Origin of the sequence: Bacillus sp. RC51 (assembly GCF_044908115.1) — a bacterium.
Taxonomy (GTDB): domain Bacteria; phylum Bacillota; class Bacilli; order Bacillales; family Bacillaceae_G; genus Bacillus_A; species Bacillus_A mycoides.
Window position 1 is genome coordinate 11,996 of sequence record NZ_JBIYCW010000002.1, and the last position, 20,015, is coordinate 32,010.

Below are 20,015 nucleotides of genomic sequence, written 5' to 3' on the forward strand. Positions count from 1 at the left end.
AAGGAGATGTTTATATATGTTGGATAAAGAGGCTTTGGTAGAATCATACCGCGGACAGTTACAAGTCGTTTTAGAAAGTAAAGTAGAAGAGTTTCAGTTATTCGGTTACGACCGAGTGACAGATAATGATATTTGGAAGTTTCTCAAGGCGAAAAAGTGGAAAAAGATAGACAGTGATGTTAGGTTATATGAGTTAGTAAATGATGTATTAAGAGTAAGTACTAATGAATATATGAATTATTTAACTGTTGAAGCATATCAAGCGCCACTTTGGTCGTTTGATGAATATGAAAATAAATAACCGACTGTAATTGGTTTGTTCTTCCTTTTGCAGTATAATGATAGGTATTGATAAAGAGGAATTAATTATGTCTAAGATTATATATAAAGGAGGTAGTGAAGAGGAAAAATAAATAATGAAAGTGTAGGTATTGTGAAAGCTTACCGACACAGCTAGTGATGAACTAGCGAAAATACATGTATTTTATAGAAAGTAAGTCTACTAACTAGGCGTATGCACACGTACAAAAATGAATCGTAAGAGATTTATTGAAAGTGTTAGTAGCAGAAAGAGGGTACATATGGCAAAGCGTGGTACAAGAATTGCCGCCTTTTTCCTCATCGTTTTATTAATTGGTGGAGTAATTGGTGCGGCAGGAAAAGACATAGCAAAAGGAATTAGTCTAGGACTAGACCTTCGCGGTGGTTTTGAAATTCTGTATGAAGTAAAACCAGCCAAAAAAGGTGATAAAATCGATCGTGATGCACTTGTAAGTACAGTAGGTGCTCTTGAAAATCGTGTCAATGTTCTTGGTGTAAGTGAGCCGAACATTCAAATCGAAGGGGAAGATCGAATTCGTGTACAGCTTGCTGGTGTACAAGATCAGCAAAAAGCACGTGAAATGTTATCAACGCAAGCGAAACTAACATTCCGTGATGTGGATGACAACCTTCTTATGGACGGAACGGATTTAAAAGGCGGCGGAGCGAAGCAAACATTTGATGAGCAAGGCCGTGCGAGCGTAGGTCTTACACTAAAAAGCGCTGAAAAATTCCGTGAAGTAACTGAAAAGATTTCAAAAATGCCACCACCAACGAATTTAATGGTAATTTGGCTTGATTTTGAAGAAGGAAAAGATTCATATAAAGCAGAATCAGCAAAACCGAATCCGAAGTTTTTATCAGCAGCAACAGTAAGCCAAGTATTTAACCAAGCTGAAGTATCTATCGTAGGTGGAAACTTTACAGTTGAAAGCGCGAAAGAACTTTCATCTTTATTAAATGCAGGTGCACTTCCTGTTGATTTAAAAGAAATGTATTCAACATCTGTTGGAGCGAAATTTGGTCAACAAGCATTAGAGCAAACGATTTTCGCTAGTGCGATTGGTATTGCTATTATCTTCTTATTCATGCTTGTATTCTACCGTTTACCAGGACTTGTAGCGGTTATTATGTTAGGTTTATACATTTTCGTTACATTACTCGTCTTTAACTGGATGCATGCAGTTCTTACGTTACCGGGTATTGCGGCATTAGTGCTCGGGGTTGGTATCGCAGTTGATGCGAATATCATTACGTACGAGAGATTGAAGGAAGAGCTTAAAATTGGTAAGTCGATGATGTCAGCATTCCGTGCTGGTAACCATCGTTCATTATCGACAATTTTAGATGCGAACATTACAACAATTGCAGCAGCTGGTGTATTATTCGCTTACGGTAATAGCTCTGTAAAAGGATTCGCAACAAGTTTAATCGTAAGTATTTTAGTTGGTTTCATTACGAACGTATTCGGTACTCGTTTCTTACTAGGTTTACTTGTAAAGAGCCGTTACTTTGATAAGAAACTATCTTACTTTGGTGTTAAGGAAAAGGATATTATTCCATTAACAAAAGGTGCAGTACATCCACCGACGAGATTTGATCGTATTAATTTCGTAAATATCGGTCATAAATTTTTCTTATTCTCAATTGTAGTTGTAATTGCTGGGGCAATTATATTACCGATTTTCAAAATGAATCTTGGTATTGACTTTGCAAGTGGTACACGTATCGACTTGCAATCAAAACAAGCAACTACTGTTTCTAATGTTCATAAAGATTTGAAAGAATTGAACATCGATGTGAAGGAAGAAGATATTGTACCGACCGGAGATGACAATAAAGGTTTCGCAGTTCGCACAGTAGGTGTTCTATCGAAAGATGAAATTGCGAAAACAAAAACATTCTTCCACGATAAATACGGTACAGATCCAAACGTAAGTACAGTTTCGCCGACAATCGGTAAAGAGATTGCACGAAATGCATTTATCGCAGTACTAATTGCTTCTGCAGTAATCGTTTTATACGTAAGTATTCGTTTCCGTCTTACGTACGCAGTATCTGCAGTAATCGCATTATTACATGATGCATTCGTTATGATTGTTATGTTTAGTCTTTTCCAGATAGAGGTAGACTTAACGTTTATCGCTGCGGTATTAACGATTATTGGTTACTCTATCAATGACTCAATCGTTACGTTTGATAGAAACCGTGAGTTATACAAACAGAAAAAACGAGTTCGCGACATAAAAGATTTAGAAGAAATCGTAAACTCAAGTATTCGTCAAACAATTGGTCGTTCAATTAATACAGTGTTAACAGTGTTATTCCCAGTAATCACACTACTTATTTTCGGTAGTGAATCACTGCGTAACTTCTCACTTGCATTATTAATTGGATTAGTTGTAGGTACGTACTCTTCTATTTTCGTTGCTTCTCAAATTTGGTTAATGCTTGAAAACCGTCGTTTGAAAAAGGGCAAAAACAAGAAGAAGGTTGAGAAAGAAGAACCTGAACCGCAAGTATAAAAAAGATGATGTCTCATTATGAGGCATCTCTTTTTTCGTTTGTGGATACAATAAGATAGCAACTTTTGAAAGAATGAAATGGAATAAAGTGGTGATGTTATCGCTGATTTTGTTAAAATAAAGTGAAACTTTAATAAGTGGGGGTTTTGTTCATCCCCACTTATTATTAGCCCTCACCAATCGGGCTTTTACGGGCAGTTGATCTCCCACCTAACTTCCTTGTATTTGCCGGATTTTGAGGTGGGGGCTTACTGCCCGCAAATAGCGGGATAAAAAGATAGGTTAAGAAAAGAAGGGATTTTAATTATGGAAAAAGATGAACGTTTTAAACAGGCCGAGTTTGGTGCTATTGTCGGAATCGTTGGTAATATTATATTAGCGATTGTAAAAGCGGTAATTGGTTATATTGGAAACAGTAAGGCACTTTTAGCGGATGCAGTGCATTCTGGATCAGATGTAATTGGCTCGTTAGCTGTACTTTTTGGATTACGAGCAGCAAAGCAACCGCCTGATGAAGATCATCCGTATGGTCATGGTAAAGCGGAATCGATTTCAGCGATTATTGTTGCGGTATTATTATTTATTGTTGGAATAGAGATAGCGATTTCGTCTATAAAAGCTTTTTCACAAGATTTAGAACCACCAAAAGGAATTACGATTTTTGCAGTTATTCTTTCGATTGTAGTGAAAGAAGGGATGTTTCAGTATAAATATCGATTAGGGAAGAGGATAAATAGTGATGCAATTATTGCAAATGCATATGAGCACCGTTCGGATGTGTTTTCTTCAATTGCAGCTTTAATCGGCATTTGTGCAGCTATTATCGGTGGTAAGTTAGGTATAGATTGGCTTGTATATGCCGATCCAATTGCAGGATTATTTGTCTCAATTCTCGTTGCTAAGATGGCGTGGAGTATTGGAGCAGAAGCTATTCATGCAACGCTCGATCATGTTCTGCATGAAGAAGATGTTGTTCCGCTTAGGGAGGCAGTTTTCCAAGTGGAAGGTGTGAAGAAAATCGGCTCTTTATATGCAAGAGAACATGGTCACTATGTTATTGTTGATATTAAAGTATCTGTAGATCCATATATCACTGTAGAAGAAGGTCACCGCATCGGAAAACATGTAAAAGAAAAACTTATGAAACAAGATAACGTACAAAATGTTTTTGTACATATTAATCCGTATTCTCCAAATTAAATATAACAGATATTTAATTATATAGATATCGAATCGTAGTTTGCATTATATTGTCACCCCTTAATCTGTCTTGTATAATGGATAGGTTAAGGGGTGATTTCGTGTTACAACCGAAGACGCGTTGGAAAGAAAAAGAATATAATGAGGAACTAGTGAGTGGATTAGCAAATAAATTGCAACTATCACCTCTTGTGACTTCATTATTTCTTGGCAGAGGCTTAAATACAGAAGATAAGATTGTAGACTTTTTAAATACAGCAGATCAAGAATTTCATGATCCATTTTTACTTGAAGGAATGGATCGGACTGTAGAACGTGTGAAAAAAGCTATTGAAAATGGAGAACAAATATTAATATTTGGCGATTACGATGCGGACGGAGTAAGTAGTACGACTGTGTTATATCTTGCTCTCAAAGAATTAGGTGCAGAAGTAGAGTTTTATATTCCAAATCGTTTTACTGAAGGCTATGGGCCAAATGAAGAAGCGTTTCGTTGGGCACACAGTGCAGGGTTCTCACTAATTATTACTGTCGATACTGGTATCGCAGCGGTACATGAAGCGAAGGTAGCGAAGGAACTTGGAATAGATCTTATTATTACAGATCATCATGAGCCACCACCAGAATTACCAGAGGCACTTGCGATTATTCATCCGAAATTAGAAGGCGGTGTTTATCCGTTTCATTATTTAGCGGGTGTTGGTGTTGCATTTAAAGTTGCACATGCACTTTTGGGGCGTGTACCAGAGCATTTGTTGGAAATTGCAGTAATCGGTACGGTAGCCGATTTAGTATCGCTTCACGGTGAAAATAGATTATTAGTACAGCGTGGACTGAAGCATATGCGAATGACTCGAAATATCGGTTTAAAGGCGTTATTTAAAGTCGCTAACGTTTCGCAAAGCGAAATTACAGAAGAAAGCATCGGATTCTCACTCGCACCTCGTATTAATGCGGTTGGTCGTTTGGAAGATGCAACACCTGCTGTACACCTTTTATTATCAGAAGATCCAGAGGAAGCGAAAGAGCTAGCTGAAGAAATTGATGAGCTGAACAAACTTCGAAAAGATATTGTAAAGCAAATTACTGAAGAAGCTATCGCTGAAGTCGAAAATAATTTCCCGCCAGAAGAAAACAAAGTATTAGTCCTTGCAAAAGAAGGTTGGAATCCAGGGGTAATTGGAATTGTCGCTTCTAAGTTAGTTGAACGTTTTTATCGTCCGACGATTGTATTAAGCATTGATCCTCATAAAGAAACAGCAAAGGGATCGGCTCGTAGTATTGCAGGATTTGATTTGTTTGCAAACCTTTCAGATTGCCGTGAATTGTTACCGCATTTCGGAGGTCATCCGATGGCAGCGGGAATGACGCTTAATATGAATGATGTGGATGAATTAAGACGCAGGTTAAATGAGCAAGCAGATGTAATTTTAACAGCAGAAGATTTTATTCCGATTACAGCAGTGGATGCATTTTGTAAAGTAGAGGATGTAACGCTTGCCGCGATTGAGGATATGCAAAAGTTAGCGCCATTTGGCGTAGGAAATCCGAAACCGCGTATTGCGGTGGAAGATGCCGACTTAGAAAGTATCCGTGCAATTGGATCTGATGGTTCGCATTTAAAAATGGCTCTTCGTGATGGACAAGCAACACTGGACACGATTGGATTTGGATTTGGTACTTATGCGAAAGAAATCTCTCCAGTTGCGAAGGTTTCTGTAGTAGGAGAAGTGTCCATTAATGAATGGAATAACTTTAAAAAGCCGCAATTAATGGTGCAAGATATTGCTGTAGAGGCATGGCAATTATTTGACTGGCGTAGTATGCGTAATGTAGAAGCAAATTTAGCAGAACTTCCGAAAGAAAAAATAACAATGGTGTATTTTTCTGAAGAGGTATTGAATAAATTTTCTTTAGAAGGCTATAAAGAGCATATCGTGCATGCATCAGAGGTAGCTCATTTTGATGATCAATACATTGTGCTACTTGATTTGCCGAAAGGAACAGATGAATTAGGTGATGTATTTAAGGCTGGATTCCCAGCTCGAATTTACACGCTATTTTATCAAGAGAATAATCATTTATTTAGTACGGTCCCAACGAGGGAACATTTTAAATGGTACTATTCTTTCTTAAGCCAAAAAACACCATTTTCTTTAAGGCAATATGGGGAACAACTGTGTCGTCATAAAGGTTGGTCAAAAGATACAGTAAATTTCATGACACAGGTGTTTTTTGAGTTAGAATTTGTTACAATAAAAGACGGTGTCATTTTTATGGCAGACAAAAAACAAAAGCGTGATTTAATTGAATCGAACACATATCGTGAGAAAATGAACCACTTACAATTAGAGAAAGAATTGGTTTATAGCACATATCAGCAACTATATACATGGTTTGAAACGATTCGTGATCATAAATAAGTAGAACAGTTAGGGTAAAGGATTTGTATTTACAAACCTTTTATATCTGAGGAGGATTCAGAAATATGGATTTCAAGCAACATATCGCAATTGTACCAGATTATCCGAAAGAAGGTATTGTGTTTAAAGACATTACACCTTTAATGAACGACGGAAAAGCATATAAAGCAGCAACAGATGCAATCGTTGAGTATGCAAATAAAAGAGACATTGATGTTGTAGTAGGACCAGAAGCGCGTGGTTTTATTATTGGTTGCCCAGTTTCTTATGCGTTAGAAGTAGGTTTCGCACCAGTTCGTAAATTAGGAAAATTACCACGTGAAGTAATTACAGTTGACTACGGTAAAGAATATGGAACGGATGTTTTAACAATCCATAAAGATGCAATTAAGCCAGGCCAACGTGTATTAATTACAGATGACTTATTAGCTACAGGTGGAACAATCGAAGCGACAATTAAACTAGTTGAAGAACTTGGTGGAGTTGTAGCAGGAATTGCATTTTTAGTAGAGCTTACTTACTTAGATGGTCGTAAAATGTTAGATGGTTACGATGTATTAGTATTAGAAAAATACTAATCATTATATAGGTGAAACTACGGTGATAAAAAAGTACCCGTGAATCTCTTGGAGAGGAGCGGGTACTTTTGTATAATTGCACAAAAAAACATGGTGAAATGTCAGTAAAATCTTTTCCTTTTCACAATTCACAATCATTGGGTTATAATGATAGAATATAATTTATTCTATTCAATAAAGATAAAGTCAATTTTCAATAAAAGGTGATTCGATGGCAAATGAGCAAGTACTAACAGCTGAACAGGTACTCGAGAAAGCAAGTCAATATTTAGCGGATGGAGATATTGAGCTAGTGGCACGTGCCTATGAATATGCGCGCGATGCACATAGCGAACAATATAGAAAATCGGGTGAACCATATATTATTCACCCAATTCAAGTTGCAGGTATTTTAGTTGATTTACACATGGATCCGGCTACAGTATCGGCAGGTTTCTTACATGATGTAGTGGAAGATACAGAAATTACATTAGAAGACATTGAACGGGAATTTAATAAAGAAATCGCTATGCTTGTCGATGGTGTTACAAAGCTTGGAAAGATTAAATATAAATCCCATGAGCAGCAACAAGCAGAAAACCATCGCAAAATGTTTATTGCAATGGCTCAAGATATTCGAGTTATTTTAATTAAACTAGCTGATCGTCTTCATAACATGCGTACATTGAAACATTTGCCTCAAGAGAAGCAGCGTCGCATTGCGAATGAAACGTTAGAAATCTTTGCACCTTTAGCACATAGACTCGGAATTAGTACTATTAAATGGGAGTTAGAGGATACGTCACTTCGCTATTTAAACCCGCAGCAATATTATCGTATTGTGAATTTAATGAAGCGTAAACGTGCAGAGCGTGAAGAATATTTAGATGAAGTAATGACTGGCATTCGCGAGAAATTAAAAGAGGTTTCAATTCAACCTGAGATTTCTGGAAGGCCAAAACATATTTACAGTATTTATCGTAAAATGGCATTGCAAAATAAACAATTCAATGAAATTTACGATTTACTAGCTGTACGTGTCGTTGTGAATAGTATTAAAGATTGCTATGCGGTGCTTGGAATTATTCATACGTGCTGGAAACCAATGCCAGGTCGTTTTAAAGATTATATTGCAATGCCGAAAGCAAATTTATATCAATCTCTTCATACGACTGTAATTGGACCAAAAGGTGATCCGCTAGAAGTGCAAATTCGTACGAAAGAAATGCATGAGATTGCAGAATTCGGAATCGCGGCACACTGGGCGTATAAAGAAGGAAAAACAGCAGAAACAACAGGTACATTAGAGAAGAAACTAACTTGGTTCCGTCAAATATTAGAATGGCAAAATGAAGCTTCTAATGCAGAAGAATTTATGGAGTCATTAAAAATTGATTTATTCTCTGACATGGTATTCGTCTTTACACCAAAAGGCGATGTAATGGAATTACCACTTGGCTCTGTTCCAATTGATTTTTCGTATCGTGTCCATTCGGAAATTGGAAACAAGACAATTGGTGCAAAAGTAAATGGGAAAATGGTGACGCTTGATTATAAGTTGAAAACTGGTGACATCATTGAAATTTTAACATCGAAACATTCGTATGGTCCAAGTCAAGATTGGGTAAAGCTTGCTCAAACATCTCATGCGAAAAATAAAATACGTCAATTCTTTAAGAAACAACGTAGAGATGAAAATATTGAAAAAGGCCGTGAACTTGTTGAAAAAGAAGTGCGTGGCTTAGAGTATGAGATGAAAGAAGTATTAGCGCTTGATAATTTAAAACGTGTCGCTGAGAAGTTTAACTTTGCAAATGAAGAAGATATGTTTGCAGCAGTTGGATATAACGGAATTACAGCAGCGCAAATTGTTACGCGACTAACGGACAAGTTCCGTAAACAACGTGAAGAAGAAGACATCGTTGAAGTTAAAGAAGTTCGTAAACCGATGAAAATTCGAAAATGGGATTCTGGTGTAAAGGTAAGTGGTGCAGATAATTTGTTAATTCGTTTATCAAAATGCTGTAACCCAGTTCCAGGTGATGATATCGTTGGGTATATTACGAAAGGTCGAGGCGTATCAATTCACCGTTGCGATTGCGTCAATGTGCATACAGAAGAAGCGGTGGAGCGTTTACTAGAAGTAGATTGGGAAGGTAGTCCTGAAAAAGAAATTGAGTACAATGTTGATATTGAAATTTCAGGCTATGATCGTCGTGGTTTATTGAATGAAGTATTACAAGCTGTTACAGAAACGAAGACGTATATCTCAGCTGTTTCTGGTAGAAGTGATCGTAATAAGATGGCAACGATTAACATGTCGATTTCTATTCGAAACTTACAACACTTGAAAAAAGTAGTAGAGCGCATTAAACGTGTTCCAGAAATTTATGCCGTACGACGCATGATGCATTAATAGGGAGTGTAGAAAAGATGAGAGTTGTTTTACAACGATCAAAGGAAGCGTCTGTCACAGTAGATGGCGAGATTGTAGGACAAATTCCATTCGGTTTGACATTACTAGTTGGCATTACGCATGAAGATACAGAAAAAGATGCAACTTATATCGCAGAAAAAATTGCAAACCTACGTATTTTTGAAGATGAGAGCGGAAAGATGAACCACTCTGTACTTGATATGAAGGGACAAGTTCTATCTATTTCGCAATTTACATTATACGGAGATTGCCGCAAGGGAAGACGTCCAAACTTTATGGATGCTGCGAAACCTGATTATGCAGAACATTTATATGATTTCTTTAATGAAGAAGTTCGTAAACAAGGACTGCATGTGGAGACAGGACAGTTCGGAGCAATGATGGACGTTTCTTTAATCAATGATGGTCCGGTGACCTTAATTGTGGATAGTAAATAGTGTTGCTTAAGAAGAGGGGATTATATAATCCTCTCTTTTTTATACATTGTTGTATGTTTTGTTTATTTATCCCGCTATTTGTGGGAGTAAGACTCTCATCTCAAAATTCGGCGACTGCGAGGGAGTTAGATTGGGAGTCGGACGAATAATCAGTGGAGATGGACAAAACCCACTGATTAAAGTTTCACTTTAATTGGAATCAATAGCTGTTTTCAGTTATGTATAACTCTTTCATCAATATGGAACAATAACAAGTAAAACATCCATATTGAATGTGAGGGATATACGTATGCGTATGAATGAAAAAGGGCATTCTGTTACAAATGGTGCAAATCAACTGTTTAACGTGAATTTTCATGATTTTATTTCAAAAGAGCAAAACAATACTTCAATGGAGCTTGCTTCAGAGTTCGGAATTTCACTGCAAGATGTAAAGCGCCTAAAGAAGCAAATTGAGCGCTCTTAGAGCACTTGACAATCCTACTCAACAAACGTATAGTAATTTTATATTTACATATGAATATAGCCGTTGATAGAGGAGAGTAAATGAGATACACATGGAAAGAGAAGAAATGTCCTAGGCTGAAAACATTTCTACATGATGACTGATTGAATGACACTCTGTAGGTTTCAACTTGAAAGGCTTATACGCTTAGTAGAGATGAACGCAAATTTAAGCGTTATTAAAAAAGTGGAAGCATACGTGCTTCAATTAGGGTGGCACCACGGGTATAATACTCTCGTCCCTACTGTTCAAACAGTAGAGGCGGGAGTTTTTTTATTTTTATTAAGATTAAAACAATTTGAGGAGGAACTGAATATGTCTATTCAAATCCCACGCGGAACGCAAGATATTCTTCCAGGTAGTGTTGAGTTATGGCAGTATATCGAAGGGCAAGCGCGCGACATTTGCCGTCGTTACAATTATAAAGAAATTCGTACACCAATTTTTGAGCACACAGAGCTATTTTTACGTGGTGTTGGTGATACGACAGATATCGTACAAAAAGAAATGTATTCATTCCAAGACCGTGGAGAGCGTAGTTTAACATTACGTCCAGAAGGTACTGCACCTGTTGTACGTTCTTACGTTGAGAACAAAATGTTCGGTGATGCAACACAACCAACAAAATTATACTATATCGGCCAAATGTTCCGTTATGAAAGACCACAAGCAGGTCGCTATCGTCAATTCGTACAATTCGGTATTGAAGCAATTGGTAGTAACGATCCAGCAATTGATGCAGAAGTAATTGCACTTGCTGTAGAGTTTTACCGCGGTATGGGCTTAAAAAATATTAAAGTTGTATTAAATAGCTTAGGTGATGCAGCGAGTCGTCAAGCACACCGTGATGCGTTAATTGCTCACTTTGAGCCGCGCATCGGAGAATTCTGTTCTGATTGCCAATCTCGCTTAGAAAAAAACCCTCTTCGTATTTTAGACTGTAAGAAGGACCGTAATCATGAATTAATGAGCACGGCACCATCTATTACAGAATACTTAAACGAAGATTCAGCAGTATACTACGACAAAGTACAAGAACTACTAACGATGATGGATGTTCCATTTGAGAAAGATCCGAATTTAGTACGTGGTTTAGACTACTACCAACACACTGTTTTTGAAATTATGAGTGAGGCAGAAGGTTTCGGTGCTATCACAACATTAAGTGGCGGTGGCCGTTATAACGGACTTGTACAAGAAATCGGTGGACCGGAAATGCCAGGTATCGGTTTTGCGATGAGTATTGAGCGTTTAATTATGGCGCTGAAGGCTGAAAATATTGAGTTACCAATTGAACATAGTATTGATTGTTACGTTGTAGCACTTGGTGAAAAAGCGAAAGACCGTGCTGCAAAAGTTGCGTTCGATCTTCGTAAAGCTGGATTATCAGTTGAAAAAGATTATTTAGATCGCAAAATGAAAGCGCAATTTAAATCTGCAGATCGTTTAAATGCGAAATACGTAGCTGTATTAGGGGAAGATGAGCTAGATAAAGGCATCATTAACTTAAAAGATATGGCAACAGGCGGACAAGAAGAAGTAGCGTTAGATGTATTTGCTTCATATGTAGCAGAGAAATTAATATAGGGGGAACTTAAAGTGGCTGAAAGAACACATGCATGCGGGAAAGTAACAGTAGAAGCGGTTGGACAAACAGTTCAATTAAAAGGTTGGGTACAAAAACGCCGTGATTTAGGTGGATTAATCTTTATCGACTTACGTGACCGTACAGGTATCGTACAAGTTGTATTTAATCCAGAAACATCAAAAGAAGCGTTAGAAGTAGCAGAAACGATTCGTAGCGAATACGTATTACACGTAGAAGGTACAGTTGTTGAACGTGGTGAAGGCGCAATTAATGATAATATGGCAACTGGTCGTATTGAAGTACAAGCATCGAAAGTAAATGTATTAAACGCAGCGAAAACAACGCCAATCATTATTGCTGATGATACAGATGCATCAGAAGATGTGCGTTTAAAATATCGTTACTTAGACTTACGTCGTCCTGCAATGTTTAACACATTCAAAATGCGTCATGACGTAACGAAAACAATTCGTAACTTCTTAGATACAGAAGAGTTCTTAGAAGTTGAAACACCAATTTTAACGAAGAGCACGCCAGAAGGAGCTCGCGACTATTTAGTACCAAGCCGTGTGCATGATGGTGAATTTTATGCATTACCTCAATCTCCGCAGCTATTTAAACAGCTTCTTATGGTCGGTGGATTTGAACGTTACTATCAAGTAGCACGTTGTTTCCGTGACGAAGATTTACGTGCGGACCGTCAACCGGAATTCACGCAAATTGATATCGAGGCATCATTCTTAACACAAGATGAAATTTTAGAAATGATGGAGCGTATGATGACGAAAGTCATGAAGGATGCAAAAGGTGTAGAAGTTAGTGCACCATTCCCTCGTATGAAATATGCTGATGCAATGGCTCGCTTTGGTTCTGATAAGCCGGATACACGCTTTGAAATGGAACTAAAAGACCTATCTGAATTTGCAGTAGGTTGTGGATTTAAAGTATTTACAAGTGCTGTAGAAAACGGCGGACAAGTAAAAGCGATTAACGCAAAAGGTGCAGCGAGCAAATACTCTCGTAAAGACATCGATGCATTAACTGAATTCGCCAAAGTATACGGTGCAAAAGGTCTAGCTTGGCTTAAAGTTGAAGAAGACGGCTTAAAAGGACCGATTGCGAAATTCTTCGGTGAAGAAGATGCAAACGTGTTAATGAGTACATTAGAAGCGGATGCTGGTGACTTATTACTATTCGTAGCAGATAAGAAAAGCGTTGTTGCAGATAGCTTAGGTGCACTTCGTTTACGTTTAGGTAAAGAGCTTGAGTTAATTGACGAAAGTAAATTTAACTTCCTATGGGTAACTGATTGGCCACTTCTTGAGTACGATGAAGATGCAGATCGTTACTTCGCAGCTCACCACCCATTCACAATGCCATTCCGTGAAGACGTTGAGTTATTAGAAACAGCACCAGAAAAAGCACGTGCACAAGCATATGACCTTGTATTAAACGGTTATGAGCTTGGTGGTGGATCACTTCGTATTTACGAGCGTGACGTACAAGAAAAAATGTTCAAAGCACTTGGATTCTCACAAGAAGAAGCACAAGAACAATTCGGATTCTTATTAGAAGCATTCGAATACGGTACACCACCACACGGCGGAATCGCATTAGGTTTAGACCGTCTTGTTATGTTACTTGCAGGTCGTACGAACCTTCGTGATACAATTGCATTCCCGAAAACAGCAAGCGCAAGCTGCTTATTAACAGAAGCGCCAAGCCCAGTTGCAGAAGCACAGCTTGAAGAGCTAAGCTTAAAATTGAGCTTGAAAGAAGAGAAGTAAGAATAGAGTCTAGATGGTTATACTAACCCCATCTAGGCTTTTTTTATAGAGGTTGTTTAAAAAGTCCGGTTTAGATTATGTTTTCCTTGTTTGAATATGTATTTTTAGGAATTCTATAACTTTTTCTATACAAATAGTCGGAAAAACGCTAGAATACATGGTAGACCATTTTTGTAATAGGAGTGTAGAGCTGAATGTTACATCAATTTTCACGTAATGAATTAGCCTTTGGAAAAGAAGGCCTTGAAATATTAAAAAATAGTACAGTCGGTATTTTAGGAATTGGCGGCGTAGGGTCATTTTCGGCAGAAGCGCTAGCACGTTCTGGCGTGGGACGTCTTGTATTAGTTGATAAAGACGTTGTAGATATTACAAATGTAAACCGTCAAATTCACGCGTTAGTATCTACTGTAGGACGTTCAAAAGTAGAATTAATGAAAGAGCGTATTGCAGATATTAATCCAGAGTGTGAAGTAATTGGACTAGAGATGTTTTATACAGATGAAACATATGAAGAGTTCTTTAAACATGGTTTAGATTTCGTAGTAGATGCATCTGATACGATTACGTTCAAAATTCATTTAATTAAACAATGTTTACGTCGTAAAATCAAAATTATCTCATGTATGGGTGCGGCAAATAAAATGGACCCAACTCGTTTCCGTATTGCGGACATTTCTAAAACACATACAGATCCAATTGCGAAAGTAATTCGTACGAAGCTTCGTAAAGATGGTATTAAAAAAGGTGTAAAAGTTGTCTTCTCTGACGAAAACCCAATCGTAATTCGTGAAGAAGTACGTAAAGAAATCGTACCAGACGAAAATGCAAAAATTCGTAAAGCGAAATTACCACCTTCTTCAAATGCGTTCGTACCATCTGTGGCTGGTTTAATTATGGCAAGTCACGTTGTACGTGAGCGTATTAAAAACGTAGAAGTGAAGCGTGTAGGGCAAGAATAAAAAGGAAGCATATATCGTTTAGGGTATATGCTTTTTGTATGTTTTAAAGAAATATCGATGTCGAATCGTTAATATAATTACATTTACTGTGGTGCTTTTTCACTAAGGGAAAATAAATAGGGATGTCACTTAGTTGAAAAAGTGGCATCCCTGTTTTTAGTTTTCTGCAGAATATATAATATCTAAATTTCCATTTTGATCGGTTTTGAAAATCGGAGCAATTTGCTCTTCTTGTTCTTCGACCGAAACAAGTTTTCGAGCACGATCCATAATTCTAACAAGCATTGCATAATCTTCTTCGATTGCTTGTTGTTTTTTTGTGAGAACAGCTAATTTTGCTTCAAGTTCATTATTCGTTTTTTTCAGGGAAGTGAGCTGATCTTGTAATACGTCATTTTCAGTTTGTAACTTTGCGAGTGAAGGGTTATTGTGCTCCAAGTTTTGCAAAAATGAGATGACATTTTGCATTGTAAGATCTTGTTTATTTGGGGCGATATCTTCTGAAAACTCGGCATCGATTACGAGCTGCCGAGTTTGTGTGAACTGCTCTTTTTCTATTTTAGCTTCCGAACGCTTTAATTCTTTACGTTGTTTTTTTGCAATTTGCACCGCATCTTCATAATATGGTCTTACTTCAGCATTCCATCTAAATCCACAAGCTGCTGAAGTTCGGTTTAATGTATCACCAACTTCATCGAATGCTTTTATTTGTGTACTTCCGCTGCGAATATGTCGTAAAACAGTTTCTGCTAAAAGGAGATCGTCTTCTTTTGTCCATGCATCTTGACGTGTTTTCATAAGCGAACCCTCCGTAATGGTGACGTTTTCGCTTATATTACCCTTTATTCTTCGTTTTATGCGAACTTTGTAATCTTTCATAAACAGTAGAAAGTGCTTGTTCAAATTTTCCTGTCGTTTTCGGTTTATAATATTGCTTGTTTTTAATTTTATCAGGTAAGTATTGTTGTTGTACCCAACCGTTTGGGTGATCGTGTGGATATAAGTATCCGATGCCTCTTCCTAACGATTCGGCTCCTTTATAATGACTATCTTTTAAATGACTTGGAATATCGCCTGTTTGGCCATTACGTAAATCGTGTAGTGCGGCATCGAGTGCTTTATAGGCCGAATTTGATTTCGGTGATAGACAAAGTTCAATAACAGCATTTGCAAGTGGTATGCGTGCCTCTGGGAAGCCGACCCGTTCAGCTGATTCAATCGCAGCAAGTGTACGTTGTCCAGCTTGTGGGCTAGCAAGTCCGATATCTTCATATGCCATAATAAGCAGACGTCTACCGATGCTTTGTAAGTCACCAGCTTCAATAAGACGTGCTAAATAATGAAGTGCGGCGTTCACATCACTTCCGCGTACTGATTTTTGAAAAGCAGATAAAACGTCATAGTGAGCATCGCCACCTTTGTCGTGAACGAAACTCTTTTTCTGTAAGCATTCTTCTGCGATTTCAAGTGTAATTTCCGCAGCTTTGTCGTCAGTTGTAAAGCTAGATAAAACAGCTAATTCAAGTGCATTATAAGCTGAACGCATATCTCCGCCTGACGCATTTGCAAAGTGATGTAATGCTTCATCCGTAACAGTTACATCATATTCCCCAAGCCCTTTTTCTTTATCTTCAAGCGCTCGTTTTAAGCCAATTAAAATATCATCTTCTGTTAATGCGTGTAATTCAAAGATTTGACAACGACTTCGAATAGCAGAATTAATAGCATGGAACGGATTGCTTGTCGTTGCACCAATTAAAGTAAGAAGTCCGCTTTCTAAATGGGGTAATAGAAAGTCTTGCTTCGCTTTATCTAGCCTATGAACTTCATCCAAAATTAAAACGAGGTGCCGATGCATCTTCGCTTCTTGTACGACAACTTCCATATCTTTTTTATTATGAGTAACAGCGTTTAAGAGGCGAAACAGGGTTCCAGTACTTCCTGCAATTGCGCTAGCGATTGATGTTTTTCCTGTGCCTGGAGGACCGTATAAAATCATTGATTGAAAATGATTTGCTTGGACCATTCGCCATAAAATCTTGCCTTCACCAACTAAATGCTGTTGTCCGATAATTTCTTGAATATTTGTAGGGCGCATTCGATGTGCGAGTGGTTGTTTCATTTGACCCTCTCCCTTAATGTATAATCTCATTCTATCGTATCATTTTTTTTGATGAAATTTGAAATAGGATGCTGTTTTGTGGGGAAAATGAATACGAATATTCCTATTTTTCTTTCAATTGTAATAATTTCCGAGTTTTTCAATGTGATTTTATGTTATCATTTTGATACACAAGTTGAAATTTCTTATAATACTATATTATGCTATAATTTCATAGGATTTTAAATTGTGTTCTTTTATAAAGTGAAACTTTAATTAGTGGGGGTTTTGTTCATCCCCCACCTAACTTCTTTGCTCCAGCCGAATTGTGAGGTGGGAGTTTTACTGCCCGCAAATGGCGGGATAAATAAGATATAACCAATAGAAGTGAAAATTTGAAAAGAGGTGCAAAATAGATGAAGATTTCAACAAAAGGCCGCTACGGCTTAACAATTATGATCGACCTTGCAAAAAAGTTTGGTGAAGGCCCAATTTCATTAAAATCAATTGCACAGGCACATGACCTATCTGAGCATTACTTAGAGCAATTAATTTCACCACTTCGTAATGCTCGTCTTGTAAAGAGTACGCGTGGTGCATATGGCGGATATGTATTATCTGATCAGCCAGTCAACATTACAGCTGGAGATGTAATCCGTGTACTAGAGGGTCCAATTAGTGTTGTAGAAATGATAGAAGAAGAAGAACCAGCACAACGCCAATTATGGATGCGTGTTCGTGATGCAGTGCAAGAAGTATTAGATAGTACAACTTTAGAAGATTTAGTACGTTATGAGGAAGAAAATCACGGGGGCTATATGTTTTACATTTAATTCCTTGTGAAACGATTTGGAAAGAAGGAGATTTAATGGAACGCATTTACTTAGATCATGCTGCGACATCTCCGACTCACCCAGAAGTGGTCGAAAAGATGATTCCATATATGACAGAAACATTTGGAAACCCGTCTAGTATTCACTTTTATGGGCGTCAGACGCGCCATGCGGTAGATGAGGCGAGACGTGTGTGTGCACGTAGCATTCACGCGAGTCCAAATGAAATTATATTCACGAGCGGTGGTACAGAAGCTGATAATTTAGCGCTTATAGGTGTAGCGCGTGCGAATCGTCATAAAGGTAACCACATTATTACAACGCAAATTGAACATCATGCGATTTTGCATACGTGTGAATTGTTAGAGCGTGAAGGATTTGAAGTGACGTATTTACCTGTTGATGAAACAGGGCGTGTTCAAGTTTCTGACATACAAAAGGCACTAACGGAAGAGACGATTCTTGTATCTATTATGTTCGGGAATAATGAAGTAGGGACAATACAACCAATTGTGGAAATAGGAAAGTTGTTAAAAGAGCATCAAGCTTATTTCCACACAGATGCTGTACAAGCTTACGGTTTAATAGAAATAGATGTGAAAGAGTTTGGTATTGATTTATTATCGATTTCCGCTCACAAAATTAACGGCCCAAAAGGTGTAGGGTTCCTATATGCTGGTGCAAATGTGAAATTTGAACCGTTATTAATAGGCGGAGAGCAAGAAAGAAAACGTCGTGCTGGTACTGAAAATGTACCTAGTATTGTTGGACTTCAACATGCAGTTTCGCTAGCTGAAAAAACTCGTGAGCAAAAAAATGCCCAATATGAAGAGTTTAAAGATATAATGGTATCTGTCTTCAAAAATGAGGACATTCATTTCGAGGTAAACGGAGACTTGGAATATCGCTTACCACATGTGTTTAATATAAGTTTTACAGGAATGAATATTGAACCGTTTCTTGTAAACCTAGACTTAGCTGGTATTGCAGTATCAAGTGGTTCTGCTTGTACAGCTGGTTCGATTGATCCATCACATGTATTAGTGGCGATGTTCGGAAAAGACTCCGATCAAATACGTTCATCCGTACGCTTTAGTTTCGGACTTGGAAATACGAAAGAGCAAATTGAAAAAGCGGCGTACGAAACAGTGAAAATCGTGAAGCGATTAACACAAAATTAGCATGGGAGGTGACATGATGAACAAACTACCTCAAGAAACACGCGTTGTCATCGGGATGTCCGGTGGCGTCGATTCATCTGTAGCAGCTCTTTTATTAAAAGAGCAAGGTTATGATGTAATCGGAATTTTTATGAAAAACTGGGATGATACAGATGCAAATGGTGTCTGCACAGCAACAGAAGATTACAATGATGTAATTGAAGTGTGTAACCAAATCGGCATTCCGTATTATGCAGTAAACTTTGAAAAACAATACTGGGATAAAGTATTTACGTACTTTTTAGATGAGTACCGAGCTGGTCGTACACCAAACCCAGATGTAATGTGTAACAAAGAAATTAAATTTAAAGCATTTTTAGAGCATGCAATTGCACTTGGTGCTGATTATGTAGCAACAGGTCATTATGCACGCGTTGCTTATATGGACGGCGAATATAAAATGCTTCGCGGCGTTGATGACAATAAAGATCAAACATATTTCTTAAATCAATTAAGCCAAGAGCAACTATCAAAAACAATGTTCCCATTAGGTGAATTAAAGAAACCGCAAATTCGCGAAATGGCGACAGAAGCTGGTTTAGCGACAGCGGCGAAGAAAGATAGTACTGGTATTTGCTTCATCGGTGAGCGTAACTTTAAAGATTTCTTAAGTAACTATTTACCGGCGCAACCAGGTGTGATGCAAACATTATCTGGTGAAGTGAAAGGGAAACATGATGGTTTAATGTATTATACAATTGGACAACGTCATGGCCTTGGTATTGGTGGTAATGGTGATCCGTGGTTTGCTGTTGGGAAAAACTTGAAAGAAAACATTTTATATGTTGACCAAGGATTCCATAACGAACTTCTATATGGTGATGAAGTTATTGCTACGAATGTAGGCTGGGTAAGTAATAAAGCGAAGGAAAAAGAATTTACGTGTACAGCGAAATTCCGTTATCGTCAAGCAGACAATAAAGTAACGGTTCAAATCGTTGATGAAAATACAGTTCGTATTCTTTGTGATGAGCCAATTCGTGCGATTACGCCAGGCCAAGCAGTTGTTTTCTATGATGGAGATGAGTGCTTAGGCGGCGCTACAATTGATGAAGTATATCATAGTGGTAAGAAATTAGATTATTTAGGATAACACGAGAAGCCTCTGCCGATTAGCGG

Annotated in this window: 16 protein-coding genes and 1 other annotated feature; of the genes, 14 read left to right on the forward strand and 2 right to left on the reverse strand. The window is 37.8% G+C overall.

Features of this window, described 5'->3' with window-relative positions; translation table 11 throughout:
- The first annotated feature begins 16 nt into the window (after positions 1-16).
- From ABH959_RS04740 to ABH959_RS04790, 11 genes are all read left to right on the forward strand, one after another.
- Positions 17-301 (forward strand): post-transcriptional regulator, encoded by a 285-nt coding sequence (locus ABH959_RS04740; RefSeq protein ID WP_002015311.1) that lies wholly within the window; start codon positions 17-19, stop codon positions 299-301.
- 280 nt (positions 302-581) lie between these two features.
- Positions 582-2,846 carry a protein translocase subunit SecDF gene (secDF, locus tag ABH959_RS04745; protein ID WP_404492334.1) on the forward strand — a complete coding sequence of 755 codons (2,265 nt, stop codon included), beginning with the start codon at positions 582-584 and terminating at the stop codon, positions 2,844-2,846.
- Between the two features lie 306 nt (positions 2,847-3,152).
- Complete coding sequence (locus tag ABH959_RS04750; RefSeq protein ID WP_002015308.1) at positions 3,153-4,046, forward strand: cation diffusion facilitator family transporter; 894 nt, start codon at positions 3,153-3,155, stop codon at positions 4,044-4,046.
- Between the two features lie 101 nt (positions 4,047-4,147).
- Entirely contained in the window at positions 4,148-6,469 is a 2,322-nt protein-coding gene (gene recJ, locus ABH959_RS04755) for a single-stranded-DNA-specific exonuclease RecJ (RefSeq protein WP_404492335.1), read from the forward strand.
- Positions 6,470-6,534: 65 nt separating this feature from the next.
- Positions 6,535-7,047 (forward strand): adenine phosphoribosyltransferase, encoded by a 513-nt coding sequence (locus tag ABH959_RS04760; protein WP_002015305.1) that lies wholly within the window; start codon positions 6,535-6,537, stop codon positions 7,045-7,047.
- A 211-nt stretch (positions 7,048-7,258) separates the two neighbouring features.
- Positions 7,259-9,442, forward strand: coding sequence for a GTP diphosphokinase (gene relA, locus ABH959_RS04765; protein WP_002138443.1), 2,184 nt, complete (start codon positions 7,259-7,261; stop codon positions 9,440-9,442).
- A 17-nt stretch (positions 9,443-9,459) separates the two neighbouring features.
- Positions 9,460-9,900 carry a D-tyrosyl-tRNA(Tyr) deacylase gene (locus tag ABH959_RS04770; protein WP_016092357.1) on the forward strand — a complete coding sequence of 147 codons (441 nt, stop codon included), beginning with the start codon at positions 9,460-9,462 and terminating at the stop codon, positions 9,898-9,900.
- A 289-nt stretch (positions 9,901-10,189) separates the two neighbouring features.
- Positions 10,190-10,366 carry a hypothetical protein gene (locus ABH959_RS04775; protein WP_001242605.1) on the forward strand — a complete coding sequence of 59 codons (177 nt, stop codon included), beginning with the start codon at positions 10,190-10,192 and terminating at the stop codon, positions 10,364-10,366.
- A gap of 54 nt (positions 10,367-10,420) precedes the next feature.
- Positions 10,421-10,651 (forward strand) — a binding site (T-box leader).
- A gap of 69 nt (positions 10,652-10,720) precedes the next feature.
- Complete coding sequence (gene hisS / locus ABH959_RS04780; RefSeq protein ID WP_012261743.1) at positions 10,721-11,992, forward strand: histidine--tRNA ligase; 1,272 nt, start codon at positions 10,721-10,723, stop codon at positions 11,990-11,992.
- Between the two features lie 12 nt (positions 11,993-12,004).
- Positions 12,005-13,780: an aspartate--tRNA ligase gene (gene aspS / locus ABH959_RS04785; RefSeq protein WP_002067242.1), complete on the forward strand. Its 1,776-nt coding sequence runs from the start codon at positions 12,005-12,007 to the stop codon at positions 13,778-13,780.
- A gap of 194 nt (positions 13,781-13,974) precedes the next feature.
- Positions 13,975-14,742: a tRNA threonylcarbamoyladenosine dehydratase gene (locus tag ABH959_RS04790; protein ID WP_000903181.1), complete on the forward strand. Its 768-nt coding sequence runs from the start codon at positions 13,975-13,977 to the stop codon at positions 14,740-14,742.
- A 156-nt stretch (positions 14,743-14,898) separates the two neighbouring features.
- Here the strand turns inward: ABH959_RS04790 and ABH959_RS04795 are convergent, their stop codons facing one another.
- Together ABH959_RS04795 and ABH959_RS04800 are read right to left on the reverse strand one after the other, a co-directional pair.
- On the reverse strand, positions 14,899-15,540 hold the full coding sequence (locus tag ABH959_RS04795; protein WP_002145629.1) for an RsfA family transcriptional regulator: 642 nt from the start codon (positions 15,538-15,540) through the stop codon (positions 14,899-14,901).
- A gap of 37 nt (positions 15,541-15,577) precedes the next feature.
- Entirely contained in the window at positions 15,578-16,864 is a 1,287-nt protein-coding gene (locus ABH959_RS04800; protein ID WP_002067244.1) for a replication-associated recombination protein A, read from the reverse strand.
- 395 nt (positions 16,865-17,259) lie between these two features.
- On the opposite strand from ABH959_RS04800, the gene cymR reads away from it, so the two are divergent.
- The 3 genes from cymR to mnmA are packed head-to-tail and all read left to right on the forward strand — an operon-like array spanning position 17,260 to position 19,989.
- Positions 17,260-17,676, forward strand: coding sequence for a cysteine metabolism transcriptional regulator CymR (gene cymR, locus ABH959_RS04805; protein ID WP_000704117.1), 417 nt, complete (start codon positions 17,260-17,262; stop codon positions 17,674-17,676).
- 35 nt (positions 17,677-17,711) lie between these two features.
- The gene (locus tag ABH959_RS04810) at positions 17,712-18,857 is read left to right on the forward strand and encodes a cysteine desulfurase family protein (protein ID WP_061689583.1); all 1,146 of its coding nucleotides are present in this window, start codon (positions 17,712-17,714) and stop codon (positions 18,855-18,857) included.
- 16 nt (positions 18,858-18,873) lie between these two features.
- Positions 18,874-19,989, forward strand: a complete 1,116-nt coding sequence (gene mnmA / locus ABH959_RS04815; protein WP_002088752.1) for a tRNA 2-thiouridine(34) synthase MnmA — start codon at positions 18,874-18,876, stop codon at positions 19,987-19,989.
- Positions 19,990-20,015: the final 26 nt, after the last annotated feature.